24 protein-coding genes and 1 pseudogene are annotated in these 26819 nt (G+C 40.7%); 12 read left to right on the forward strand and 13 right to left on the reverse strand.

The features are described 5' to 3' along the window. Positions 1-15: 15 nt before the first annotated feature. From ACU52_RS08150 to ACU52_RS08170, 5 genes are all read right to left on the reverse strand, one after another. Entirely contained in the window at positions 16-465 is a 450-nt protein-coding gene (locus tag ACU52_RS08150) for a hypothetical protein (RefSeq protein ID WP_147630818.1), read from the reverse strand. Between the two features lie 357 nt (positions 466-822). Beyond that, positions 823-1581, reverse strand: coding sequence for a M15 family metallopeptidase (locus ACU52_RS08155; protein WP_082335219.1), 759 nt, complete (start codon positions 1579-1581; stop codon positions 823-825). Positions 1582-2850: 1269 nt separating this feature from the next. After that, positions 2851-3387 carry a 30S ribosomal protein S16 gene (locus tag ACU52_RS08160; protein WP_021854119.1) on the reverse strand — a complete coding sequence of 179 codons (537 nt, stop codon included), beginning with the start codon at positions 3385-3387 and terminating at the stop codon, positions 2851-2853. A gap of 161 nt (positions 3388-3548) precedes the next feature. After that, positions 3549-4226, reverse strand: a complete 678-nt coding sequence (locus ACU52_RS08165; RefSeq protein ID WP_021854120.1) for a lipocalin-like domain-containing protein — start codon at positions 4224-4226, stop codon at positions 3549-3551. A 15-nt stretch (positions 4227-4241) separates the two neighbouring features. Continuing rightward, positions 4242-5045 (reverse strand): MBL fold metallo-hydrolase, encoded by an 804-nt coding sequence (locus ACU52_RS08170; RefSeq protein WP_053398441.1) that lies wholly within the window; start codon positions 5043-5045, stop codon positions 4242-4244. Between the two features lie 82 nt (positions 5046-5127). On the opposite strand from ACU52_RS08170, the gene ACU52_RS15085 reads away from it, so the two are divergent. After that, positions 5128-5583, forward strand: a complete 456-nt coding sequence (locus ACU52_RS15085; protein WP_147630819.1) for a hypothetical protein — start codon at positions 5128-5130, stop codon at positions 5581-5583. Here the strand turns inward: ACU52_RS15085 and tamL are convergent. Further along, a pseudogene (gene tamL, locus ACU52_RS08180) lies at positions 5537-7770 on the reverse strand (translocation and assembly module lipoprotein TamL). The gene ACU52_RS15085 and the pseudogene tamL sit on opposite strands and share 47 nt — an antisense overlap. Before the next feature lie 184 nt (positions 7771-7954). Between tamL and ACU52_RS08185 the strand changes: the two are divergent. The 5 genes from ACU52_RS08185 to ACU52_RS08200 all read left to right on the forward strand — a co-directional run bounded on the left by ACU52_RS08185 (position 7955) and on the right by ACU52_RS08200 (position 11652). After that, a complete protein-coding gene (locus tag ACU52_RS08185; RefSeq protein WP_053398443.1) occupies positions 7955-8740 on the forward strand; it encodes a TrmH family RNA methyltransferase in 786 nt (261 codons plus the stop codon). Positions 8741-8904: 164 nt separating this feature from the next. After that, positions 8905-9309: a methylmalonyl-CoA epimerase gene (gene mce, locus ACU52_RS08190; RefSeq protein WP_021854125.1), complete on the forward strand. Its 405-nt coding sequence runs from the start codon at positions 8905-8907 to the stop codon at positions 9307-9309. Between the two features lie 164 nt (positions 9310-9473). After that, complete coding sequence (locus tag ACU52_RS08195) at positions 9474-11027, forward strand: acyl-CoA carboxylase subunit beta (RefSeq protein WP_021854126.1); 1554 nt, start codon at positions 9474-9476, stop codon at positions 11025-11027. A gap of 28 nt (positions 11028-11055) precedes the next feature. Beyond that, positions 11056-11208 (forward strand): hypothetical protein, encoded by a 153-nt coding sequence (locus tag ACU52_RS15380; RefSeq protein WP_021854127.1) that lies wholly within the window; start codon positions 11056-11058, stop codon positions 11206-11208. A gap of 12 nt (positions 11209-11220) precedes the next feature. Further along, positions 11221-11652 carry a biotin/lipoyl-containing protein gene (locus ACU52_RS08200; RefSeq protein ID WP_053398444.1) on the forward strand — a complete coding sequence of 144 codons (432 nt, stop codon included), beginning with the start codon at positions 11221-11223 and terminating at the stop codon, positions 11650-11652. Positions 11653-11789: 137 nt separating this feature from the next. Here the strand turns inward: ACU52_RS08200 and panD are convergent, their stop codons facing one another. Beyond that, positions 11790-12137, reverse strand: coding sequence for an aspartate 1-decarboxylase (gene panD, locus ACU52_RS08205; RefSeq protein WP_053398445.1), 348 nt, complete (start codon positions 12135-12137; stop codon positions 11790-11792). Between the two features lie 40 nt (positions 12138-12177). After that, the gene (gene panC, locus ACU52_RS08210; RefSeq protein WP_053398483.1) at positions 12178-13038 is read right to left on the reverse strand and encodes a pantoate--beta-alanine ligase; all 861 of its coding nucleotides are present in this window, start codon (positions 13036-13038) and stop codon (positions 12178-12180) included. Positions 13039-13213: 175 nt separating this feature from the next. On the opposite strand from panC, the gene ACU52_RS08215 reads away from it, so the two are divergent. Genes ACU52_RS08215 through ACU52_RS15575 form a run of 3 tightly spaced genes read left to right on the forward strand, consistent with a single transcriptional unit; the run spans position 13214 to position 15640 of the window. Further along, on the forward strand, positions 13214-14038 hold the full coding sequence (locus ACU52_RS08215) for a glycogen/starch synthase (protein WP_053398446.1): 825 nt from the start codon (positions 13214-13216) through the stop codon (positions 14036-14038). Between the two features lie 31 nt (positions 14039-14069). Beyond that, the gene (locus ACU52_RS08220; protein ID WP_053398447.1) at positions 14070-15521 is read left to right on the forward strand and encodes a DUF4270 domain-containing protein; all 1452 of its coding nucleotides are present in this window, start codon (positions 14070-14072) and stop codon (positions 15519-15521) included. After that, a complete protein-coding gene (locus ACU52_RS15575) occupies positions 15521-15640 on the forward strand; it encodes a hypothetical protein (protein WP_021854133.1) in 120 nt (39 codons plus the stop codon). The genes ACU52_RS08220 and ACU52_RS15575 overlap by 1 nt, the downstream gene beginning before the upstream one ends. A 698-nt stretch (positions 15641-16338) precedes the next feature. On the opposite strand, the gene ACU52_RS08230 is transcribed toward ACU52_RS15575, so the two are convergent. From ACU52_RS08230 to ACU52_RS08240, 3 genes are all read right to left on the reverse strand, one after another. Next, positions 16339-18714: an ATP-dependent helicase gene (locus ACU52_RS08230; protein ID WP_053398448.1), complete on the reverse strand. Its 2376-nt coding sequence runs from the start codon at positions 18712-18714 to the stop codon at positions 16339-16341. Positions 18715-18846: 132 nt separating this feature from the next. Continuing rightward, the gene (mtgA, locus tag ACU52_RS08235) at positions 18847-19590 is read right to left on the reverse strand and encodes a monofunctional biosynthetic peptidoglycan transglycosylase (protein WP_053398449.1); all 744 of its coding nucleotides are present in this window, start codon (positions 19588-19590) and stop codon (positions 18847-18849) included. A gap of 17 nt (positions 19591-19607) precedes the next feature. Further along, entirely contained in the window at positions 19608-20285 is a 678-nt protein-coding gene (locus ACU52_RS08240; RefSeq protein ID WP_053398450.1) for a YiaD family glycine zipper/OmpA-like lipoprotein, read from the reverse strand. Positions 20286-20696: 411 nt separating this feature from the next. Here ACU52_RS08240 and proS point away from each other — a divergent pair, with 411 nt between their 5' ends. Together proS and ACU52_RS08250 are read left to right on the forward strand one after the other, a co-directional pair. Continuing rightward, positions 20697-22178 carry a proline--tRNA ligase gene (gene proS, locus ACU52_RS08245; RefSeq protein ID WP_021854137.1) on the forward strand — a complete coding sequence of 494 codons (1482 nt, stop codon included), beginning with the start codon at positions 20697-20699 and terminating at the stop codon, positions 22176-22178. A 104-nt stretch (positions 22179-22282) separates the two neighbouring features. Beyond that, positions 22283-22990, forward strand: a complete 708-nt coding sequence (locus ACU52_RS08250) for a ComF family protein (RefSeq protein ID WP_053398451.1) — start codon at positions 22283-22285, stop codon at positions 22988-22990. 34 nt (positions 22991-23024) lie between these two features. Here the strand turns inward: ACU52_RS08250 and ACU52_RS08255 are convergent, their stop codons facing one another. Together ACU52_RS08255 and mtaB are read right to left on the reverse strand one after the other, a co-directional pair. Then, positions 23025-24059 (reverse strand): glycosyltransferase family 2 protein, encoded by a 1035-nt coding sequence (locus tag ACU52_RS08255; RefSeq protein ID WP_053398452.1) that lies wholly within the window; start codon positions 24057-24059, stop codon positions 23025-23027. Position 24060: 1 nt separating this feature from the next. Continuing rightward, the gene (mtaB, locus tag ACU52_RS08260; protein ID WP_053398453.1) at positions 24061-25398 is read right to left on the reverse strand and encodes a tRNA (N(6)-L-threonylcarbamoyladenosine(37)-C(2))-methylthiotransferase MtaB; all 1338 of its coding nucleotides are present in this window, start codon (positions 25396-25398) and stop codon (positions 24061-24063) included. A 480-nt stretch (positions 25399-25878) separates the two neighbouring features. On the opposite strand from mtaB, the gene ACU52_RS15385 reads away from it, so the two are divergent. After that, positions 25879-26052 (forward strand): PG1828 family lipoprotein, encoded by a 174-nt coding sequence (locus tag ACU52_RS15385; protein WP_021854141.1) that lies wholly within the window; start codon positions 25879-25881, stop codon positions 26050-26052. Positions 26053-26819 lie beyond the last annotated feature (767 nt).

Here is a 26819-nt window from a genome sequence, read left to right on the forward strand (position 1 = left end):
AAATACTCTATACATCTAATGCATTGTCCGGATTATATCGCCGGCCCAGTCTGCAAGCATCAGACTATACCCGTCAAAGCAATCACTGTTGCACCCGTCAGCCACAGAAGCAGCACAGAGCAAAATCTGCCTGTCTTCATCAGGAACAACATCTTTCAACCTGCTGAATGAAGCGACATAGTCGCCTGTATCATAATAATGTTTCATGCGAACTGTAAACCTGGCCGACTTAAAAAGTTCCGCAAGAACGCCCTTGTTCCGCGCATGAAGAAAATTGTGCAGACAAGCGTGATAAATATTACATGCCCCTATCTTTACTGCACTGCGTATATCTTCTTTGGTGAAAAAGACACCAAAGCTGTCAAGCGAACCAATGATAGGCTGCGTGTCAAGAAAGAGCTGAAGCAAATCAGACTTCTCCCATCCACGCAATTCCTCCGAACCGGCAACAAATCCACAAATCACGCGCTATACGCAAAATATTCAATAAAAAACTACTTTAAATGTTTCAACAAACAGCAACAAATACTGCCATGCATAAACAAACGGACAAGCCCCCACTTAGAAACGTCCTGTTCACTTGCAAACATACGACAAATCACCGGGGCGTCATTCTAATGACATTCGATCATCAGACAGCAAAAATACAAAGAAAACGAACACCCCACAATGAAAAGTTAAAATATTTTTCTTTGAGAATTACATTGACAAACTCATTCAAAAAGCCATATATATGCAAACATTATAAAATGCCTGCAAAAAAGAAAAGACATAAAAGCTGAAACCATCTGCAATTTCAGTAACGCTAAAGATGCCAAAACTCTAAAGGCTGATCTCGAAATGCTGATAATCTTTAGAGCGGCGCCATGCCCCACCCCATGTAAATCCGGCCTCGATAAACAGCTTGTATACCAGATCATTGCGGTCTATCTTATAAGGAATATCCTTACGCTTATCTCGGTTGAAGGCATAAGGGCGCCCTTCTTTCGGCTCAATAGTCCATGTGCCGTTGCTGTTCTTGCGGACATAAGGATTATAAAGCGCATTAATGTCTATTGCCAGTCCCTGACCATGCTTTGAAACTCGTGTCTTTGATCCTGTCATAAATCTGAAATTAAAGCACGAAGTGTTGTTGGCACGCATCGAGGCCTGATCGTCTGCGTCATAATCGTCGATGAGCACCATACGTTCAATGCGGTAACCTGAATCATAAAGTTTTCTGAAAATTCTCAACACCTTACCGGCTATAGCCCTGTTTACAACCATCTCTCCAAGCTGTGTCTGCCCCTTGGCATTACGGTGCAGCATCTTCAAATAGCACAGCTGGCTGCGCTTCATCGTGCAGTTGCGTTTCCACGACTTGAGCCACATGCGTTTGAACACCTTGTCACTAATATCTTCGCTTACAAAGCATCGGGATATGCCTACCGACTTGACATCTGAATCAGACACGACCGTGCCTGCACGCCATGACGACAGCCACAAAGGATCTGATGATGCAGCCTCTGCACTTACTGATGACAGACACGCTAGAAACAATACTACAAAAAACAATATTTTATTGACACCTTGCTTAAACATATTCTACTGATTAATCTGTAATTATTTACTTAGCCATAGCATGACGGAATGTCCATACGGCACAATCCGCCCAATATATTTTGTAGCACTTAAAAGCACATCGCGGCATTATGTCAGAATATTGGCACAAGCCTAATAAGCCCAACAATATTTTTTATGGCCAGAACGCACGTATAATTTCATCACCAAAAATCGTGCCATCGGCGTAAACATGAAACATCATATTTTGACAAAAATACAGAAGCCTCCGTATATTCCTCAAGGAGTTATAAGGATTAAGACAAACTGCTGTTTTTTTATATTGGCAAATTGCTGTAGATATTTTACCGACTCAGCAGGCAATGCCCATAAAGGCATACAGCAAGATGTCTACTGGAAACAATAAACAGACGGAATAAATGAATATACAAATTATACATGTCTCAATACGGATTAAAGACATATTAAACTCATTAAGAATGCGAATTACATAAAGACGGAAAAAGTAAAAATTTTACTTTTATAACATTGATAATATTTCATATAAAGAGAGAAAAACTCAATAGAAAGCAACAACTTACAAAATGAAGAAAACGGTAAAAAATCAGGACATGAGTTTTCTTTAATCTAGAAATCATAATGTTAATAGACATTTATTTTCTATCTGCATAGAGGTTAAATATTAAGACATATTTACATTTAGCATACACAAAAGTCAATAAAAAGGCACATTTTTAATTAAAACTCATGCATATTCAAGACATAAAAGCATGAGTTTGCCTTGCTAAATGAGCCGTTTCTGACCTCCAAACGGCATAGTAATATTTTTTAACTCTTCTTATCTTTACCAAAAAACAATGTAAGTCATTGTATATCAACATATTGTCATATATATACTATTTTTGATATTTTTCGCTCAAAATCATTGATTTGCAGAGAGCATGGCCACTCTGAGAGCGTTAAAAATAAAAAGTTTTCTGTCTGAATAGAGAATTATATTTACAAAACAGCGACAACGTAACAATGAAATTTCCATACAAAAAGAACGACAATAGACGAGACAATATAAAAAAACAGGAACAACTCAAACAGCAGACATCATAATTAAACAGAAAGAACCATTATACCAAAACAAAGATAAAGAAAAGCCACGAGCATCATATTCCCCAAAAGGAGGCACAGCAGAAATAAAAAAAGCAAAACAACCTTAAGACATAACAGAAGAAAGAAAACAAAAAAGCCGGCTCAAATGATGAGCCGGCCCTATTCTAAAATCTCTTTTTAAGAAAATTAAGCCTCAGCAGGTGCCTCTTCAGCAGAAGCCTCTGCATTTGCAGCAGCCTCGGCCTCAGCCTTAGCAGCAGCTGCAGCAGCCTTCTTCTCAGCTACCTTCTTAGCTATCTCCTCATTTACTTTCTTCTCAGCGTCAAGAGCTTTAGCAGCAGCGTCTTTCTTGCTCTTAGCCTCGTTTTCACGAATCTGGTCAAGACCCTTAACCTTGTTAGCTTTCCAAGCGTCGAACTTGCTCTGAGCTGCAGCCTCGTCGAAAGCGCCTTTCTTTACTCCACCGCGAAGATGCTTCATCATATAAACACCCTCACCTTTAAGGATATTGCGTACTGTGTCTGTTGGCTGAGCGCCAGTCTCAACCCAATAGAGAGCACGGTCGAAATTCAAATCTACCGTAGCAGGATTGGTGTTAGGATTGTATGTACCAATCTTCTCTGTAAACTTACCATCACGTGGTGCTCTTACATCTGCGATGACAATGCTGTAGAAGGCATAACCTTTACGGCCACCTCGCTGTAATCTGATTTTTGTTGCCATTTTTTATTTGTAATTAGGTTTGAATTTATGCTATCAACTCGTAATAGCGGCGCAAAGGTAATGCTTTTAGCTGATATAAGTGTTATTTTGCCTCGTATTAACTAAACATTTAACTATTTTTATTCAATATCCATGCCGGCATCACCTCTTAGAGCTGAAATTTACTGCTTAACCAGCTTCAGTCCGCACTCAAGACCATCCATTCCGCCTATAAGCGAAGCAGCTGTCTTAAGTGTTGAATTCTGTGACACAGAACCAAGTACGTTTACATACTCAAGGAGCTTTGACGCATTCATAACGATAAGAAGATTGTCGCCGTCAAGCTGTGTTGTTCCTACTATCTGTGAAATCTTGCCGCCGTACTTCAGCACAATGTTCTTATCCTCAATGGTGTATGTACCGGTAACTTTCTTTCCCATAAGCGTCTGGGTGAAGTTTCCCGACTTGTCAAAAGTCATGGTCACGCTGCCTTTCTTGAAGCCATAGCCTTCCAGCTTGCTCTTCAGCTGAGTTTCTACAGCTGAAGAAGCCACCTTTCCACCTATGTTCTTCAGCATGTCATCGCTCGACAGCACAACTGCCGGCTCTTCATAAACCCATGTGCCTATGATTTTATCCTCTGTAGCCACCTTGTTTGATGAGAAAATACTCGTAAGCGACGATAACAAGCCGCCAACGCCTGAATTGTCTGAAGATGTTGTCTCAGTGGTTGTCTTTTCTGATGAGCCACCAGACACTACATTTTTCAGGATATTACCCAAACTGATCTGAGCGTCGGCCTGAACCGTGAAAAACAATGCGGTGCATAACAATGCACCCTTAATAAACAACTTTTTCATTTCAATCCAATTTAATCATTTAAGTATATATGCCCCACTTGGGCTGTTTCTTTTCAATACATCTACCTTTAGCTGTGCCAAATCAGGATTACCAGAGCCTGCCAATCCCATTTCAACGGTCTTGCGGGCTAGTTCCGGATGATTGTTCTCCTCGCTTAAATGGCACAGCCACACATGATTGAGCCTGCCCGTGGCATTGGCTGCAAGACTTTGCGCACACAGTCTGTTTGACAGATGGCCATTGCCGCCGGCCACTCTCTTCTTAAGGTATTCGGGATATGGGCCAGTCCGCAGCATCTCTTCGTCATGATTAGCCTCAATGACCAAATAATCGGCGTCATTAATAGCCTTTGTCATTTCGTCGGTAACATGCCCGACATCTGTCATCAGGCAGAAATTGGTATTCTCGTACTTAATTTTAAAGCCTATATTGTCGCGACTGTCATGAGGCACATGAAATGCCGACACCGTGAAATCGTCCAAAACGATGTCCTTACCTTTCTCTATTATACGGACGTTTGCCGCATCTATCTTTTTCCTTACACAATAGTTGCTTCTTATACCCTCATGAACTTCTTTCGTGGCATACACAGGCACACCAAGACTGTTGCTGAAACTGCCTACAGACTTAACATGGTCTGCATGGTCATGAGTTATCAGCACATACCTTACGTTTTTTACACTAAGGCCATAATCATGAAAATATTTTTTTAGCTTTCTTATTCCTATACCGATATCAATAAGTATGCCGTATGTCTCGGTATATATATAATAGCAGTTTCCACAACTTCCACTACCGAAAGATATAAAATTAAGCATCTTGATATTTTTTGTCTGCAAATTTATAAAGAATTGACCATGGTACAAAAAAAAATGGTATCTTTGTAGAAAATTAATCAATATGAAAATATCTTTCCTGACTATCATTTGTCTATTAATTTTCGGTTCCTGTACAAAACATTATCAGTCGGAAGACGAGGAAAATATAATATCGGTGACTGACCAGTTTGCCTCAAATTATTTTAACTTTAAACTGAAAGAAGCCATACCCTTATGCACTCCGGAATCAGAAAAATGGATAAGGTTCATGGCAAGCAATATATTTCAGGAAGATATCGATGTGATTAACAATAACACTGAAAGCACCACGCATGAAACCGACGAGGTAAACTATGTGAACGACACACTGGCAACAGTGAAATGCGACGCATATAATGTCTTTAAGATAGACACTATAGGACGTCCCGGAAGAATATCAGAACACGAAGTATATAACATCAACGTGGTAAAAAGAGACGGCAGGTGGCTGATTAAAATGGAAGGCCCACTGCAAAGTGAAAAGCAAAATCGCGACTAAAATCAGGATGGAAGATGGCGTAATGTTCCTGCTGTGTGTCATAAGCCGGATTTATGGCCTTCATACCCATATCAAAACGAAGAATAAAGAAATCGAAATTGAGTCTTAAGCCCACTCCGTAAGCAACGGCTATCTGCTTATAGAAATCTTTAATGTCAAACTGTCCTCCGGGTTGTTCTTCGTAATACCTCAATGTCCATATATTACCGGCATCAACAAAAACAGCTCCATAAATCTTCCAGAACAGGAAAGAACGGAACTCAAGATTAATATCCAGCTTTATATCACCCGTCTGATTTATGAAGTCGATAGAGCCGTTTGTCCCCTTAAACTTTCCCGGTCCAAGTCCACGGACGCTCCATCCTCTCACAGAGTTGGCACCTCCTGAGAAATATCTCTTTTCAAAAGGCAAGACGCGGCTGTTGCCATAAGGATAGGCAATACCAAAACCAACATGAAAGGCAAGATTGTTACGTGAATCAAAACGGAACATGCGGGTATAGTCGAAATCTCCTTTCACATACTGAGCGAAAGCAATATTAAATAAGGTGTATTGATTGTCGCTGTTTACGCTGCTGCCGATCAGACGTGAAACACCGTTAAGAAGATTTCCTGCTGTCTCAATATTAAACTTATAGACTTCGTCGCCATTATTGTACGACATGCCAAAGCCTAGCTTCATTATGAACAGGTCTTCGTAATTATACCTCAAAATAGAATTTCTGCTGTCCACATCGTCAAGATATTCTTCTTTAAATGTTTTCGAAATCCATGGCATATAAATATAGTTCAGGTCTATAAGATCTACATTATATCTACGCCTGCGCTTAACGTCATCCCAACGATATCTCACACCGGCAGAAAAAACACGGCGATGAAATTCAGGACGGTTCTGCATATTATAACTGGCCGTCAACTCAGTTACGGCAGCCGACTGTCTCTTAAAATTCTTTGAAAGGAACGGAACCAACAGACGCGGAAAGACAAGTTTCGTCTCCAGACTATATTCTTCATAGTCCTGATTCTGATACCCCTCAAGACCTGTAATGGCCTCAAAAGCCCCGCGCAATTTTACACTAAACGTTTCAGCACCTTTGAAAAGGTTCTTATTCTCATAAGTAAGCGATGCTGCAGCTCCAAAGTCTCCGGCAGTGTTTGTTCCTTCAGGCTGAAAGATTACACTGTTTATCTTATTTGTGCTGATACCGATATCACAGTTAAGCTTATCACTGTCAGGAAGTTCGTTGAATCGTATATTTGTATATTTTACAATCTGGAGACGGCTGAATCTGTTATATGTTTTCTGAAGTGCTTCCGAATTAAAATATTCTCCCGGTTCTATAAGAGTATTCTCTTCAAGCACTGACTGGCGCAAAGGCACATAATTACGTTCGTCATTGCTGTAATATGTTACATCATTTATTTTATAACGGGTATGTGCCTCTTCAGGACTTTTGCTGTTGGCGGTATATTTATGCAAATGCAACGTAAGGTCAACATCGGTGCTTCCCCGCACCGAATCGGCTGAATATGTAATAAAATCCTTATGAAACTTATAATATCCGTTGTTATTTAAATATTTTGTCAGTGCCTTTCGCTCATTGTCAAGTTCGTTTGTCAAGAAAGGCATACCTACACGTAATCCAGGCTTAAAGCCTCCCTCTTCACCAGTATTCAAGAATTCCGCAATTTTATCATCTTGAATATCATAACTGACAGAACTTATGTGATACAAAGGACCCGGATGAAGGTTATAAACAACAACAACTTTCTTTTCTTTTTAAAGTCGAGGTTATAATCTACGGTAGCCCTAAGGTATCCAAGACCATGCAGCACATTCTCTAAATCAGAGCATGTCATGGCTGTCTGAAGAGAGTCAAACAGAACAGGGTCTTCGCCTAAATCACGAAGTTTTTTGTTTATCCATTTAGTGGAATCCTTGCCGGATAACGCATAAGTGCCGAGAGGTATCTTAAACAGGGAGAACCACTTTGAATTGCCTTTCTGCCTTATATATGCCTTAAGTCTGTCAGGATTGACGTCCTTAACATCAGACTTTATCTCTGCATCATCCAAAAGGAACTTTCCTTCCGGTATGAACTTCGATGCAGAACACCCTGACAGCACCAGCACGACAATCAAGAGCGAAACAAATAAAGAAATATATTTAGATACCTGTTTTATCATTTAATGCAAATTTCAAGTTGCAAAAATAATAAAATTTTAGTACTTTTGCCAACGTTATTACAATGAAATTGGTATAACGGCAATAAGTTTAGACCAACCGGTCTGAAAAGATTTGCGTAAAGATTATTTATATTTAATATAATGTCAGACACAAACACCATATAACAATAAATCCGTCAACACCATGATTTCAAAAAATCTCATTAAATATATACGTTCACTCGAACTTAAGAAAAACAGACAGAAAGAAGGTGTCTTTGTGGCAGAAGGCCCTAAAGTTGTAGGAGACTTATCGGAGATATATAATCCGGAACGTCTTATTGCTACAGAAGAATGGTATAAAGCTAACAACAAAAGCGCAAGGCCACAAGACGTGACGGTGACAGACGATGAGCTAAAGAAAATAAGCTTCTTACAGCATCCACAGCAAGTGATGGGAATATTCAAGATACCTACCCATACTCTGGACATCAGTATATGTGAACGCGAACTCTGCCTTGCACTTGACAGAGTGCAAGATCCGGGCAACCTCGGAACTATCATAAGAATAGCCGACTGGTTTGGCATTTCAACAATATTTTGCAGCAACGATACAGCCGACGCTTATAATCCTAAAGTAGTACAGGCAACAATGGGAAGTATCGCTCATGTAAACATAATCTATACAGACCTGAACGAAATTATAGAAAATAAACCGGCTAATGCATTGGTATACGGAACAGCATTAAACGGGACCGACATATACGCACAGGAGCTGACTCCAACAGGAATTATAATCATGGGAAATGAGGGCAACGGAATATCCCAACAGATATTGTCAAAGGCTGACAGATCGCTATTCATACCTTGTTACCAAAAGAACAAGAAAGCAGACAGCCTGAATGTCGCAATGGCAACAGCGCTCACATGTGCAGAATTCAGGAGACAGACAAAAAATAGCGACAGCAATAAACAGCAAAAAGCCGAATAGACGACAAAGTGTCATCATTTCAGAAGTTAAAGTGCAATTCCGACACATTGGCAATGTCAAAATGTAGCAGTAACATTAAATCATACAAAAATTAAAAAGCTATAAATTATTGTTTCATTAAATAATTATATGTATATTTGCACATCTTATAAAACCTATAAAATATGAAAATTTCACGTATAGAGCATTTAGGAATAGCCGTACAAAGCATTGAAGAGGCTTTACCTTATTTTGAAAATGTATTAGGACTGAAATGTTATGCAGTCGAAGAAGTTGCAGACCAGAAGGTTAAAACAGCTTTCTTGAAATGCGGAGAAGTAAAACTCGAGCTTCTCGAGCCAACATCACCCGACAGTACAATACAGAAATGGCTCGACAAAGGCAATCACGGAGTACATCATGTAGCATTCTGCATTGAAGACGGTGTAAGCAATGCTTTGGCTGAATGCGAAAGCAAAGGCGTACGTCTCATTGACAAGGCTCCAAGACCAGGTGCAGAAAAACTGAACATCGCGTTCCTGCATCCGAAATCAACATGCGGAATACTTACAGAACTCTGTGAGAAATAATAATTCTTTTATTAAAAATTAAAGAGGGACGACAGGGAATTAAAGACAATGTGAATTTCAATTAATATTGAATTTTGCCTTTAATTCCTTGTGCTATTATAGCACCGCTTTAAATCTTAATATGAATAAAAACGCTAAAAACATAAAAAATACATTCAGAAATCATGAGTAAACAAGTAGAAAAAATCAAGGAGCTTATCGCTAAACGCGAGCAGGCTCGTCTCGGTGGCGGCGAAAAAGCTATTGAGAAACAGCATGCACGTGGAAAATACACAGCCCGCGAACGTATAGATATGTTGCTTGATGAAGGCAGTTTTGAAGAAGTTGACATGTTCAAGCTTCACCGTTGCACAAACTTCGGCATGGAAAAGAAACAGTATCTTGGAGATGGCGTTGTTGCCGGAAGCGGAACAATTGACGGCAGACTGGTATATATTTTTGCACAGGATTTCACCGTAAACGGCGGTTCACTCTCTGAGACCATGGCCCAGAAGATATGCAAAGTTATGGACATGGCAATGAAGATGGGCGCTCCTGTAATTGGTATTAACGACTCTGGCGGTGCCCGTATTCAGGAAGGTATCTGCGCACTTGCCGGTTACGCTGAAATATTTGAAAGAAACATTCTTGCATCTGGTGTTATACCTCAGATTAGCGGTATCTTCGGACCGTGTGCCGGAGGTGCGGTTTATTCACCGGCATTGACAGACTTCACTCTGATGATGGAAAATACATCATACATGTTCTTGACAGGTCCTAAAGTTGTTAAGACTGTAACAGGTGAAGACATCGACCAAGAGCACCTCGGAGGCGCAAGTGTACACTCTACAAAGAGCGGTGTTACACACTTCACAGCTTCTACAGAGGAAGAGGCAATGGAAATGATCAAGACATTGCTGAGCTACATTCCGTCTAACAACATGGAAGAGGCTCCCCGCAAGGAATGCAATGATCCGATCAACAGAATGGAAGATTCTCTGAATGAGATCATTCCTGAAGATCCGAACATGGCATACGACATGTATAAGGTTATTTCAGCAATTACCGACGACAACGAATTCTTTGAGGTTCAGCCTAAATTCGCAAAGAACATCATCGTTGGTTTCGCTCGCTTCAATGGTCAGAGCGTAGGTATCGTTGCTAACCAGCCTTCATGCTACGCGGGTGTACTCGACGTTAACGCCAGCCGCAAAGGTGCACGTTTCGTTCGTTTCTGCGACGCATTCAACATTCCTATCGTAAGCCTTGTTGACGTTCCTGGATTCCTCCCGGGTACAGGTCAGGAGTACAATGCAGTTATCCTCCACGGAGCACAGCTGCTTTATGCTTACGGCGAAGCCACTGTTCCAAAGGTAACAGTTACTTTGCGTAAGAGCTATGGCGGAAGCCACATCGTTATGGGCTGCAAGCAGCTGCGTACAGACATCAACTATGCATGGCCTTCTGCTGAAATCGCAGTTATGGGTGCAAGCGGTGCCGTTGCAGTCCTTTGCGCTAAAGAAGCAAAAGAGCACGAAGATCCGAAGGCATTCCTGGCAGAAAAAGAAGAGGAATACACAGAGATGTTCGCTAACCCATATCAGGCAGCTAAATATGGCTACATTGATGATGTTATAGAACCGCGCAACACTCGTTTCCGCATCTGTCGCGCCCTTGCTCAGCTTGCTACAAAGAGAGATGGTCTTCCTGCTAAGAAGCACGGAAACATTCCTATGTAATTGTTTCAAAACTTAAATGTCAGTGACAATGAAGAATAACGAAGTATATGCCGCCATAGCACTAGCCTTGCACGAATACAACGGAAATAACGTGCACGACAAAGAAGCTGGTGTCATTACAATAAAGAGCAAGCACTCCGAATGGGAGTCTCATATACTCACAATGACGCAACATCCTTAAGAACAAAACAATATGAAAGAATATAAATATACAATCAACGGCAACAAATATGAAGTTGCAATAAACAGTATAAACGACAATATTGCCAACGTTGTTGTCAACGGTGAAGAATACGAGGTTCAGATGGAGAAGGAACCGGAACCCGTAAAGAAGAAAGTTGTTGTTCGCCCTGTAGCACAGCCCGAGGCAGAAACAGCTTCTGCTCCAACATCAACCAACAAAGTAGACCTGAACAATGCTGTAAAGTCACCGTTACCAGGTGTAATAACAGAAATAAAGGTGAAAGTTGGCGACGAAGTAAAAGCCGGAGACACCGTTGTTGTTCTTGAAGCTATGAAGATGGCTAACAATCTTGACGCAGAAAAGAGCGGCAAGGTTACAGCTGTCCTTGTAAAAGAGGGTGAAAGCGTTATGGAAGACACCCCGCTTATAGTTATTGAATAATCAGTCTTAAACTACCAAGGCCTTCGGGCTTTGGTAGAAAAAAAATTAAAGCGGAAACAATGAAAAAGATAATTCATGTTTCCGCTTTTATTGTATCTTAGTCTTAAACAAAAAATCTGTCTACTGATTTACCACACTTACTTGACCAGTCTGTTGTTCTCAGGAAAGACCACCGTTGGCTTAAAATGCTTAGCCTCTTCAAAATCCATCAATGCATAAGCAATGATTATAACGGTATCACCGACCTGGCATTTTCTTGCAGCCGCACCATTGAGACAGATACAACCGCTGCCACGTTCACCTTTTATTATATATGTCTCGAGACGCTCACCATTATTATTATTAACAATCTGAACCTTCTCACCTGCAATAAGATTAGCTGCATCCATAAGATCCTCATCAATGGTTATGCTGCCCATATAATTAAGGTTGGCCTCAGTAACCTGAACACAATGCAACTTACTCTTTAAAACTTCTATCATCATAATTCTATATATCGTTATAATGTTCAAGCACGAAAGAATCCTACAACTTCGGCTCCTTAAATTTAATATGGTCAATAAGACGCACAGGACGTGAGCCGCAGTAAACAGTTATACAACCTACGACATAGTCAGAGTCAGACCATTCGTTTACAGGCAAAAGAGTATCACCGTCTACAATCTCGAAATACTCAACGTCAAGTCCGTCGACAGCATTTATTGCACCAACAACAAAATCGTGAGTTTCTTTTACACTGTGATTTGCGCTATATTCAACACCTTCGCTCAGCGCCTTGAATATAACAGGAGCAATTGCACGTTCATCTTTTGAAAGGAGCGCATTGCGTGAAGAACGAGCCAGTCCGTCTGCATCGCGGACTATAGGACATTCAACAATGTTCACCTTCAAAGACAAAGCCTTAACCATAGCTTTAATTACAGCTATCTGCTGCCAGTCTTTCTCTCCGAAATAAGCTCTGTCCGGATTTACGATATAGAATAATCTGCTTACAACCTGACATACACCATTAAAATGTCCTGGGCGATGTGCGCCCTCCATTACGGTAGAAACCGGAGGATATTCAAAGTGACGTGTATCAGGAACAGGATACATCTCCTCAACAGAAGGCACAAACACATAATCGGCATGAACCTTCTCCAACAGTTTACAGTCGTCCTCAACAGTCCGAGGATATGATTTTAAATCTTTAGGGTCATTAAACTGTGTTGGATTAACGAAAACAGAAACTACCGTAATATCATTATCCTCTACACTTTTCTTAACCAAAGACGCATGTCCCTCATGCAGGGCGCCCATTGTGGGCACCAGTCCCACAGTTTTCCCGGCTTTACGGTCGGCAAACAAAGCGTTTTGAAGTTCTACTATTTTATGAAATACAATCATTGTATAAATGTTTAACACCTCGAAATTGAGGTGCAAAATAACAACAAATTTCTTAAATAAAAAAGAATAATTAAAAAAATATGCCAATAAGAGCAGGCATTTCTCTAAGTTTATAAAAAAAGTTACCCGTATACGAAGTTTTTTTTGTACCTTTGCAAGGATAAAAATTAACATCATGAAGGCAAAAAAGGTATTATTTATAAATCAAGAGATTACTCCTTATGTTCCTGAAAGCGAAATGTCAAATTTAGGCCGTCAGATACCTCAGATCATACAAGAGAAAGGATATGAGATACGGACGTTCATGCCTAAATGGGGAAATATCAACGAAAGAAGAGGACAGCTTCACGAGGTAATCCGTCTGTCAAGAATGATGTTGATTATCGACGAGACAGACCATCCGCTTATTATCAAGGTTGCCTCAATACCTGCAACAAGAATCCAAGTTTATTTTATTGACAACGAGGATTACTTTACAAAGAGGCTTATGGCAAAAGACGAGAACGGAGTTGAATACGACGACAACGGCGAGCGTGCAATATTCTTTGCACGTGGCGTGCTTGAAACCGTAAAGAAGCTGCGCTGGACACCCGACGTAATACATTGTCAAGGCTGGATGTGCTCAGCAATTCCGCTTTATGTAAAAACAGCATACAGGGAGGAACCGTCGTTTGCTAACACAAAAGTTGTTACATCCCTTTTCTCTGAAGAGCTGAAAGGCGGACTCGGCGAAAAATTCAAAGACAGCATAGCCTTCCGCGACGTGAAGTCTGACATTCTGGATAACTACAACAAAGACTTCAGTTTCATGGATTTAGAGAAACTTGCAATTGACTATTCAGACGGAATAGTCAAAGTTGGTGCTGACGTAAATCCTGAAATAATAAAATATGCAACTGAAAAGGGTCTGCCCGTAATCAGCCATCCGGAAAAAGAGGAAGACATCTGCCAGACATATCAAGAATTTTACGATAAAATATTCGACAGCATTTCAGAATAACATACTATTGTTTCATTAGATTAAACTTTCAATGAAAACTATTATCTATACTGTCATTGCAATAATGTCCTGCATAACGATTGCATCATGCGATGACACTACCGATTCTATCGGCAACTCTTTAACAGACAATATGGATATGTTGAAAGTAACAACTGACACTTTCAACGTTGCAACAAGGTCTATTGTAGCAGACTCAGTCTTGTCACGAAGCACAACTGGATATCTAGGTAAAATACGTGATATAGAGACAGGGAATTATATCACCGGTGACTTTATGGCACAGTTCAGCACACTGGAAAACTACAAGCTTCCTGAGAAAGACAGCATTGTAAGTCTGCAGGACGGAGAAGTCATAGCCGATTCATGCAGCATAAGACTCTTCTATACCGACTATTACGGCGACTCATTGGCTACAATGAATATTACTGCTTATGAGATGAACGAGCCGATGAAAGAGGGTGTGAAATATTATTCAAACTTCGACCCTATCGCGGAAGGACTTATCCGCAACGACGGCATGAAGGTAAACAAGACGTACACTCTGACCGACCTGAGCATAAGCGACGAAGACAGAGCTGACGAAAGCAGCTATACACCTAATATAAAAATAAACCTGAACAAGCCTTACACAGACAAGAATGGTGTAACCTATAATAATTATGGTACATATATTATGCGTATGTATTATGAGGATCCCGACAGGTTTAAAAATTCATATAACTTCATTCATGAGGTATGCCCAGGCTTCTATTTCAAGACCAACGACGGCATCGGCTCAATGGCTTACATAACAGTCAGTCAGCTGAACATCTATTTCAGATACCTCAACGACTCTACATACGTAGGTACAACCTCGTTCTCTGCAACCGAGGAGGTTCTTCAGACAACAAATATATCAAATGACAAGCAGAACATTGCTGACCTTGCAAACGACAACACTTGTACATATCTGAAAACTCCGGCAGGAATATTCACAGAAATCACATTGCCTGTGGACGAAATAACAGAAAACCACAGCAATGACACAATAAATACGGCAAAGATATCGCTTACACGAATCAACAACAATACTCACGACGAGTATTCTCTCAGCGCGCCTTCCACACTGCTGATGATACCGAAGGACAGCCTGTATACGTTCTTTGAGAACGGCGATAATGTTGATTATAAGAAATCATTCATTGCGACATACAGCTCGTCGACAAACCAGTATACATTTAATAATATATCAGGCATGATAACATATATGGCTGACATAAAGAAAAAAGGACTGGCTGAGAATTCAAACTGGCTGAACGAACATCCCGACTGGAACAGAGTTGTGGTAATACCTGTATCGGTAACGACAAACTCGTCGAGCCAAATTGTAAAGATTGTGCATGACATGAGTCTGACAAGCACAAAACTTGTTGGCGGCAGTGAAAACCCATACGAGCCGATAAAGATAAATGTTATTTACAGTAAATTTAATCACGAGTAATGGCCGACAATTATCTGGAAAAGCATCAGCTTGAATATGAGAAGAGAAAAGCTGAATGGCTAAGAAAAAAGAAACATCTGCCTAAGATAAAGAAAACATCTGTAAACAATTCATATTAAATAAGTATAACCGGACTGCTCTAATTAAAGAACAGTCCGGTTATTGTTTTATATGACATACAATAAACAAGCAACCTTAAACATAACATTACAATATTACTACGTGCAGAAAGCAGATGACATTTTGGCTGTTTAATTCAAATATATAATAACATAATGTAAAATCAGGATTGTCCATAAAAATCACCAAACTAGAAACAGAAAGCTGAAAACTTGATAAAACAAGCCCTTATTTCTGCCGAAATAAGTAAAAATAAGACCATCAAACAGCCAGGTCTGTGAGTATTCAGACCAAATACAGTATGTTATCCATCACAAATAAGTAAGTTTAATCATGCAAACAAGTACATTTTAAATCACAAAAAGCCGTCTTTTAGACTGTAAAAGGGCATGTTTTGCAATATTGAATGCCAATAATTAATGCACGACTCAATCCATCTTCGCATAAAAGATTGGCATTCAACGACTTACATATGCACAGCATTTTATTGCAAAAATACCTGTCAAAAGCCGGAATAAATTATTCGCTCAAGAAATGGTCTGCTATTAAAACACAGAAAGATACAGAAATATCGATTTTCAGAACATTCTGTCAAAACGCATATTCACAGAAATGCATTCTCCGGAAAGTATATAAAATAAAAGAGGTATCAGACAAGTTAATCTATTGTCCGATACCTCTATATGAAACAAATTGCTTATCCAATTACTTTAAAACGTGCAAATTTTAGCAGCAGTTGCTTTACACCGGCATTCTTAAACTGCACAGTAGCCTTTGTATTTTCACCCACACCTTCAAGTCTTATAACAGTTCCAATACCAAACCGCTCATGCTCAATCACACTGTTCTCCTTCACCTGGCTTGAATTTGCCATCGACTTTTTAGCAGAAACAGCGCTTGATGCTGCAGCCTGAAGACGCCTGAAACGAGGCGAAAATGTATCAGACACAGGAGGAACGTCACGATGAACAGCTTCACGCGGCTTAGGATCAGCCTTAAACTGACTAGCCACAGGCCGGCTGTTCTGCCACCTGTTGTCAGAAGAAAATAACGAGCCTCTGGAAGAATAAGAAGATGTTGCCCTCATAAATATATCCTTGGCATCTTCAACGTCAACAAACTCAGGCGAGATGTCTGTCAGAAAACGGCTCGGCGACTCCATCTCAACCTTTCCATATCTGTAACGGTTCTTTGCGTATGTCAATATACAATGGCGTTCTGCACGCGTTATCGCCACATAAAGCAGTCGTCTCTCCTCCTCCAGTTCACGCCTGCTGCCCATCGACAGAGAACTCGGAAAGATATTCTCCTCCAGTCCAACGACAAATACCACAGGGAATTCAAGTCCCTTGGCGCTATGCACAGTCATCAGCGACACACGTTCACCATCAGCTCCGTCGTCGCTCTCCAGGTCTGTCTGCAATGACACTTCCTGCAAGAAGTCTGTAAGATGAACCTCATCAGCACGGCCTTCTTCTTTCCTGCCTTCAACAAACTCCTGTATACTGCCAAGCAATTCCTCGACATTCTCCTGACGGGCTATGTTTTCGGGAGTCTTATCCTGATATATGTCTGCAGAAATACCGCTGGCCTTGACCACTTCAACACCTAGAGCATAGGCATCAACCGTTACAAACTTCTCAATAAAACTACTTATCAGACACCTGAAGGCATCCAGCTTTGTAAGCGTGGCTTTGCTTGGATTAAATCCGTACAAAGCAGGTTCACATATCACACGCCACAAGCTCACTCCATTTGCGGAGGCCACAGCGGCAATCTTTGCCACAGTGCTGTCGCCTATTCCACGCTTAGGATAATTTATAATTCTCTTAAAAGCCTCCTCGTCGTCAGGATTTACAACAAGGCGAAAATACGCTATGACATCTTTTATCTCCTTACGCTGATAGAAGCTGAGTCCGCCATAAATTTTATAAGGAATGCTCACCTTTCGCATGGCTTCCTCAAAACTTCTGCTCTGTGAGTTTGTTCTATATAGCACGGCAAAGTCATTATATCCGCATCTGTCAGCCCGCTTTATCCGCTTAATCTCATTGCAAACGATAATAGCCTCTTCACGGTCGCTGTATGCCGGTTTAACTGAAAGTTTATCACCATCGGCATTGCAGCTATAAATATCTTTCGGTATCTGCCGTTCATTGTGACGTATCAGGCTGTTTGCCGCCTGAACAATACGTTTTGTACTGCGATAGTTACGCTCCAGCTTGAACAGACGCGTTCCTGCAAACTGCTTCTGAAAATCAAGGATGTTGTCTATGTTTGCACCTCTGAAGGCATAAATACTCTGTGCATCGTCACCTACGGCACAAACATGCATGTGCTCTTCAGCCAACAGCCATACAATCTTCTGCTGTACGGAGTTTGTATCCTGATACTCATCAACAAGAACATACTTAAAGCGTTCAGAATATTTCTTGCGTATATCAGCGTCAGAAACAAGCAGACGATATGTATTTATTAGCAAGTCGTCAAAATCCATTGCATTCGCCTTCTTGCAGCGCTCGCAATACGCCGAATATATAGCCGACACAGCCGGCACTTTCTGTTCAGCATCACGTTCTATCAGGCTTCGGGTCCTGGCATATTCATCAGGAAACATAAGATTATTCTTAGCCATACTTATTCGCGCATGAACAGACGCCGGCTTATACACCTTGTCATCGAGTTGCATCTCCTTGATAATGGCTTTAATCAGACTCCTCGAATCACTCTCGTCATATATTGTAAAGTTGCCTGCGTAGCCAAGTCTTTCTGCCTCAACACGCAAAATACGCGAAAATATGCTATGAAAAGTTCCCATATACAGATACCTTGCCACCTCTTCGCCAACAAGCCCTCCTATTCGCTGCTTCATTTCATTTGCAGCCTTATTGGTAAAAGTAAGTGCAAGAATATTCCATGGCTTCATGCCAAGGCTCAATAAATATGCTATTTTGTATGTCAGCACACGGGTTTTGCCTGAACCGGCTCCGGCAATAACAAGCGACGGTCCGTCACAAAACTCCACCGCTGCACGCTGGCTGTCGTTCAGCTCATCAAGAAAGGTACAATCCATTATTTGCAATTACATTTAATTTTCATGCCGCACAAACAAATCAAAACGCAAGACGCATGCGCTGCCGGCAATATAAATATTAGGCTAAATTATTAGTCAGAACCGTCATCATACAATTGTTGCTGCTGTGTATTATCTCATATTGCGATACACGCCGCCAGCAGATGTCGAAGGGTCGATATCTTCTCCTTCTTTTGGAAAAGATGGTATAAACTTCATTTGCTGCTCTATCTGACGCTTACGCTTAAGCATATATCCGCTCGGATCTTTTGAACTGAATTTAAGCGGATTGGGCAAAGTGGCAGCTATTAGAGCACATTCGCCTCTAAACAAGTCAACGGCATCCTTGCCAAAATTGTCCTCAGCAACAGCCTGGGCGCCATAAATGCCGGGGCCCATCTCTATCGAATTAAGATAAACTTCCATTATCCGCTGCTTGCTCCACATCAGTTCTATCAGCGTTGTAAAATAAACTTCGAAACCTTTGCGTATCCATGAACGGCCCGGCCACAGGAACACGTTCTTTGCAGTCTGCTGCGATATGGTGCTTGCGCCACGCTTTTTCTTGCTCAACATATTATGTTCCACGGCTTTTTCTATCGCCTTATAATCAAATCCGTGATGAAGCAAGAAGCGCTGGTCTTCACTTGCCATAACAGCAACCGGCAGATGAGGTGATATTTTATCCAACGGCACCCAATGATGATGCATCTTGATACTTTCACCGTCCTTTATCTGCTCTGCACAACGGATAAACATCAGCGGCGTGAAATATACGGGAATAAAACGCAACAATACAACAGCAAGAATGGTGGAGCCAAAGAAAGCTACCACCATCCAACGTATTATGCGGCTCAGAAATCTGAACTTGCTCATCTAATAAGTATCAAAAATTAGTTCAATGTTCCGTTATTTGCAGCGTCAATCATCTCCTGGCTTGCATACAGATATACCTCAACACGACGGTTCTGAGCCTGTCCTGCTGATGTTGAGTTATCAGCTACAGGATTAGCAGAGCCATAGCCCTGAACTTTCTGAATCTGATTTGAACTAACGCCACATGACTTCAAATAAGAAGAAACAGCCTCAGCACGTTTCTGACTCAGAGGAACGTTTATTGCATCATTACCAGTTGAATCAGTATATCCCTGAATGTCAACCGAACATGTGCTGTTATTCTTCAATACGCTAGAGAACTTTGCAAGCTCATTCTTTGATGCTGTGTTAAGGTCTGCCTTATTCAGAGCGAAAAGAATACCAGAATCAAATGTCACCTTTACAGCCTTCAGACCATTTGCGTCAGTAACTTCTTCTACTTTGGCATTCTCGAGCTGAGCCTCAGCCTCTTTCTTTACTTTATCCATGTGGTTGCCGATCAAAGCACCGGTACCGGCACCTACTGCAGCACCTACTGCGGCACCTACTGCTGTGTTGCCGGCTATTTTACCAATAATACCTCCGACCAATGCTCCACCACCAGTTCCGATTAACGCACCGGTTCCAGCCTTTGTACTACAACTTACTACAACAGCCGCGCAAAGGGCAAATATTACAACTTTAATTTTCTTCATAATCTAAAATATTTAAAAATTCACATAGACAAAAGTACAATTTTTTTTATACTAAACAATATTAAAAACATGTTTTTATAATTAAAACCACATAATGATATTAATAATGTATTAAATTGAACATTTTTTAACCTAACATATTGATTTAATTACAACATTTTTTTAAAAGAACATGAAGCTGCAATATCACACAAAAACCTATACAATGCACCGGAAGATAAAACAAAGTATGCATCTGTCTATGACAAATATAAATTATTTTATTTAAAATAATCACCAAAGACATTTGTGTTGTCAAGCTGAGCATGATTTAATTATCATAAAATATCTTTCTTACACTATTTTATTAGCATAATTCAGCTATTTTTAGTAAGTTTGCAGTCAAATTAGAATAAGAAAGCAATTTTTATCATGGCTAAAGAACTAAAAGAACTGACAAAAAGAGCTGACAACTACAGTCAGTGGTATAACGACCTTGTAGTAAAGGCTGACCTGGCCGAGCAGTCTGCCGTGCGTGGATGCATGGTAATCAAACCTTACGGCTATGCAATTTGGGAAAAGATGCAGCACCAGCTTGACCTGATGTTTAAAGAAACAGGAGCACAGAATGCATACTTCCCGTTGCTTATCCCGAAATCATTCCTTTCAAGAGAAGCCGAGCATGTTGAAGGATTCGCAAAAGAATGTGCCGTTGTTACACATTACCGCTTACGCGCAAAAGAAGACAAAAGCGGCGTTGAAGTTGATCCCGCAGCACGTCTTGAGGAAGAACTGATTATACGCCCAACATCTGAAACCATTATATGGAATACATACAAAAACTGGATTCACTCATGGCGCGATCTGCCACTGATGTGTAACCAGTGGTGCAACGTGATGCGCTGGGAAATGCGTACACGCCCGTTCCTCCGCACATCAGAGTTCTTGTGGCAGGAAGGCCACACTGCACATGCCACACGTGAAGAGGCTGAAGCAGAGGCACAGAAGATGCTTCATGTATATGCCGACTTTGCAGAACAGTGGATGGCTGTACCTGTTGTTCAGGGTGTAAAGAGCGAAACAGAAAGATTTGCCGGAGCTCTTGACACTTACACTATTGAGGCAATGATGCAGGACGGCAAGGCCCTGCAAAGCGGAACAAGCCACTTCCTTGGTCAAAACTTTGCAAAGGCATTCGACGTTACTTATCTTAACAAAGAGAACAAGCCTGAATATGTCTGGGCAACATCATGGGGTGTTTCAACACGTCTCATCGGTGCATTAATAATGACTCACTCTGACGACAACGGACTGGTTCTGCCTCCGAAACTCGCTCCTATTCAGGTTGTTATTATCCCTATTACAAAGGGCGCCGAACAGCTGCAGGCCATCACCGAAAAGCTTTCTCCGATTATCACTGCTCTTCGCAATGCCGGAATATCTGTTAAATATGACGATGCCGACAACAAACGCCCGGGCTTCAAGTTTGCAGACTATGAACTCAAAGGTGTTCCTGTACGTCTTGTTATGGGCGGACGCGACCTCGAGAACAACACTCTCGAAATTATGCGCCGCGATACTCTTGAGAAAGAAACAGTTCCCGTTGACGGCATAGTTGAACGAGTTGAAAATCTGCTGAAAGAAATTCAGGACAACATGTTCAAGAAAGCCAAAGCTTATCGTGATGCCCACATTTATGAATGTGACAACTACGATGAGTTCAAGGAGAAGGTAAAGGAGGGAGGCTTCTTCCTGTGCCACTGGGATGGTACCGCAGAAACAGAAGCAAAGATAAAAGAAGAAACTCAAGCTACGATAAGATGTGTGCCTTTCGGCGTTGAGCAAACACCTGGAACAGACATGGTTTCAGGCAAGCCTGCAAAATGCAGAGTTATTATTGCACGCAGCTATTAATTGCTTAGAAATATGAATATGAGAATGCAGAGGTGATTATACCTTCTTGCATTCTCATATTTTATTCTGATACTTTTCAAAAACACGTAAAACTATATTTTTCCATGAGTATTTTTATTGAATACATTGTACGCCTGCTTAATTTCATAGCACCCAAACAGTGTGTCGTATGTGGAAAAAGACTTACTATAAGCGAAGACGTTATCTGTGCTGTATGCAACCTGCACATGCCAAGAACGTTATTCTCAAAAAATCCCTATGAAAACAAAATGGCAAAACTTTTCTGGGGGCAGATTAAGATAGAAAAGGCTGCAGCATTGTTCTTCTACGAGCCACATTCAGAAATGAGCCGTATAATACTTTCTTTAAAATATTTCAACCACCCGGAAACAGGCGAACTTATGGGGCGTATGCTGGCAGAAGAGATAAGACAAGACGGATTTTTTGACGGCATAGACCTGATAATTCCTATACCTTTGACAAAGAAAAGGCAAAGGGAACGAGGATATAATCAAAGTATGGAAATTGCCAGAGGAATAAACGAAATAACTAAAATAAAGATTGTCGGCAATGCCGTAAAAAGAAAATCATTTAAGCAAAGCCAGACAAAAATGAACCGCTGGCAACGACAGGACAACGTTAAGGACGTTTTCAGCATAGATAAAGAACATGACCTTGACGGCAAACATATTCTGCTGATTGATGATGTCGTTACAAGCGGTTCAACAATAATATCATGTGCGCAGAAAATCTCAGCACACTATAATAACATAAAATTCAGTGTCTTATCTTTAGGCTTTACCAAAAACTGAGCTAAAACAAGCACATTCCGGCACGTAAGCAGAATCAGTGGCGGTCTCTGCTAATGTTCAGTTCAGAATATTTTTTATGCCCTTTAGCATAGTATTGCCATAATATAGAGAAACCGAATATACCTTCCACGTTATCCGTCTTGCGCATCTGCTGCACTTGTTTTCTTATCTCACGATATTCAGGAAGCCATTTTCTGAATGTTCTTCTGGCTTTAAGTATTGCCTTGAAATCACCTATGCAACCTGTGGCCAATGACTTGAACGCAGCAACATAATCAAGAAACAAACGCATACGGAACACACTACGCAACCTGTCTTCAGGCAAATTCTTGTAAAGCATCAACAGATTGTTGCGAAAATTAAGATATGTCTTCATCGGATTGTTCTTAGGCAAAGTGCCGCCACCGACATGAAAGACAAAACTGTCTGGTATACAGAAAATCTTACGTCCCATCAGACGCAGGCGCCAGCACAAATCAATCTCCTCGCAATGGGCAAAGAACCTGGCATCAAAACCTCCTGACGACTTAAAATCAGAAGAACGTATCATCATACATGCTCCCGTAGCCCACAGCACTTCTGCATCGTAATCATATTGTCCGTTGTCAGCCTCAACAGTATCAAAAATTCTGCCGCGACAAAAAGGATAGCCATAACGGTCAAGATATCCGCCACTGGCTCCTGCATATTCAAAAGAATCATGATCTTTCTCAGACAACAGTTTTGGCTGACAGGCTGCAGCCTCAGGATGGTTTTCCATAAACTCAACCAAAGGTGCCAGCCAATGATGGGCAACTTCAACGTCTGAATTCAGCAATACATAATATTCTGCCTCAATCTGTTCCAAAGCCTTGTTATATCCCTCGGCAAAGCCCCAGTTTTTTTCAAGAAGCACCAGTCGAACTTCAGGAAAGCGTTGTTTAAGTATTTCAAGCGAATCATCAGTAGATGCATTGTCTGCAACATAAACAGTTGCATCCTTACGCGAATATTCAAGCACATTAGGCAAAAAGCGTTTCAACATCTCTGCCCCATTCCAGTTTAATATTACGATAGCAACTTTTTCCATTTTACAATAAAGCTTTTAGTGCTGTTTTATCATGATTGAAGTCACCCAGCTTCACCTTAACGAGCTGATTGTCAAGCCTGTCGTTGTCAGGTGACGGCGGCAGTTCTACACGAATGTAATTTTTTGTAAACCCATGCATGGCTCTTCCTCTGGCAGCCTTCTCAAACAACACCTCTGCCTCATATCCAATGAAACGCTCATAAAAAGCATGAGTCTTATTATCTGACATATCAAGAAGACGCTTGCTGCGCAGTTTTTTGTCACCATCAGACACTACATAAGGAATCTTCAAAGCCATTGTACCCGGACGCTCTGAATAAGGGAACACATGAAGCTGAGTAACATCGAGCGACTGAAGGAAGTTGTAAGTCTCTTCAAACAACTCTGGTTTTTCGCCACGTGTTCCAACCATCACATCCACACCGATAAAGGCATCGGGCATTACTTTCTTTATCAGATTTATCTTATGAGCAAACAACGCTGTATCGTAACGGCGATGCATAAGGCGCAACACTTCATCAGACCCGCTCTGAAGCGGTATATGGAAATGAGGCATGAAAGCCCTGCTCTGAGCACAATATTCTATAAGCTCATCATCCAGCAAGTCTGGCTCAATGCTGCTTATACGATAGCGCTTTATGCCTTCTATCTTGTCCAAAGCCTTTACCAAGTCGACAAAACGTTCATTCGTTGTCTCGCCAAAATCTCCGATATTCACGCCGGTGAGAACAATCTCCTTGCCTCCTTCTGCCGCAGCCTGCTCAGCCTGCTCAACAAGCGACGCAATACTCGGATTACGGCTAAAGCCACGGGCATAAGGAATGGTGCAATATGTACAGAAATAGTTGCAGCCATCCTGCACCTTAAGAAAATAACGCGTACGGTTACCACGCGAGCAGCTCGGTGCAAAAGTCTTAATGTCTTTTGTCTTCTGTGTATGATATCTGTGCAGCGCCTCACCGTTTTTTACGCCTCCCCATGCTTCAGACAAGAACTGAATAAGGTTGGCTTTCTCGTTAGCTCCAAGCACCAGGTCAACTCCTTCTATCTGGCTCACTGTTTCAGGTTTCAGCTGAGCATAACATCCGGTTACAACGACAAAGGCTCCCGGATGATTGCGCACCATCCTGTGTATGGCCTGTCGGCATTTATGATCGGCAACTTCTGTAACAGAACATGTGTTTATTATACAAATGTCAGCAACCTCGCCTTCACCTGCCGTACTTACACCCATCTCTGACAACAAACGGCCAAAGGTGGATGTCTCTGAAAAATTTAATTTGCAGCCTAATGTGAAAAAGGCCGCCTTTTTACCTTGAAAGGCTGATGTATCTATCATAATCTAATCTTTCTACTTTTCCGTCCGATTTTAATATTGCAATTTTATCGGACCTGTATTATCAACCATCAGAAAAAGAAAGCAATGTCACTGGCATTTACCAACGCCCATCCGGCTGCACATTCCCTGACACATATAAATTCAGGCACATTTGTGCCGTTTCAAATATCCTGCCATGCACACACCTTATTATATATAATGCATACATCTGCTTTTCTTCTGATATTTCTATGATTTTCTCGATGCAAAGATAATAAAAAGTAGGAATTAACAGACACAGTAAAAACTATTTATTAAGCGCCATCCCTAATTAAAAGAAATTAACATTTCGTATTTAATTGACAATCAATTACTTACAAAAAAGTTACAAAAATGAATGAAAAAAATTACTAAAAGCAGAACAACGTATCAAAAAAATGTTTACCTTTGCATCGTTTTAATAAACAAATGATTGTTTTACAGATTTAAAAAGCAAAGAAAATGAAAAAATTAGTTTTAATGTTCGTAGCTATCGCAGCTATCTCTTTCGCATCTTGTGGTAACAAAACAGCTCAGGCTGAGGGTGCAGACACAACAGATACAGCTGCTGTTGACACTGTTTCTGCTGTTGATACAGCTGCTGTTGACACAGCTGCTGCTGACACAGCTAAATAATTTAGCTACAACAGTTAAAAGGAGATTAAAAACCGCAGGACACAGTCTTGCGGTTTTTGCTTTTATATAATCAAATCATCAAAAAACTTAATAAATCACCATCTACACAAGACTAAATATTAAAGCCTGCATGACGGCTATGTAAAACACGGCAAATTACGATGCAAAAGGTATGCTTTTAGCTTTCAATATGCCACATATTACAATGCAAGAACTATGCTTTTGCAACAAGAAAAATCATCAAAAACGATTTTCATCATCACCCTAAATGTTTTATTACATAACACTTTGACAATAAGTCTGTTATAACGTTGTCACCAATAAGATCAGTTCAATAAGTCAAGCCGTGACAATAATATATGTGATGAGTTGGAAAATCAACTCATCACACATTATAGTACACAAAATCAACAAGTTACATACGAATGTGATGAGTGATGACTTTTTATAAAAAATCATTTACGCTTTATTGCATAACAAGACATCTATCAGATTGCCTTTGAAACAACATCCAAGAACAATCAGCACCACTCTATCAATCTTGACTACATCACAGCCTTACACATAACAATAAGCATAATATTCAGCCTGACTGAAATAAAATCCGCCAGACTAAAAGTCTGACGGAAAGAATTAATAGAAAATAGTATGAAATAAAGTCATGTTTTTGTGCTGATCTTGGATATATCAAATCAAACGACAAACACTTTCAGTTTAATAATAACTCATCAAAAAATGCCGGCAATGATACTATTGCTATACAAAAT

Source organism: Xylanibacter rarus (genome assembly GCF_001275135.1).
GTDB classification, from domain to species: Bacteria; Bacteroidota; Bacteroidia; order Bacteroidales; family Bacteroidaceae; genus Prevotella; species Prevotella rara.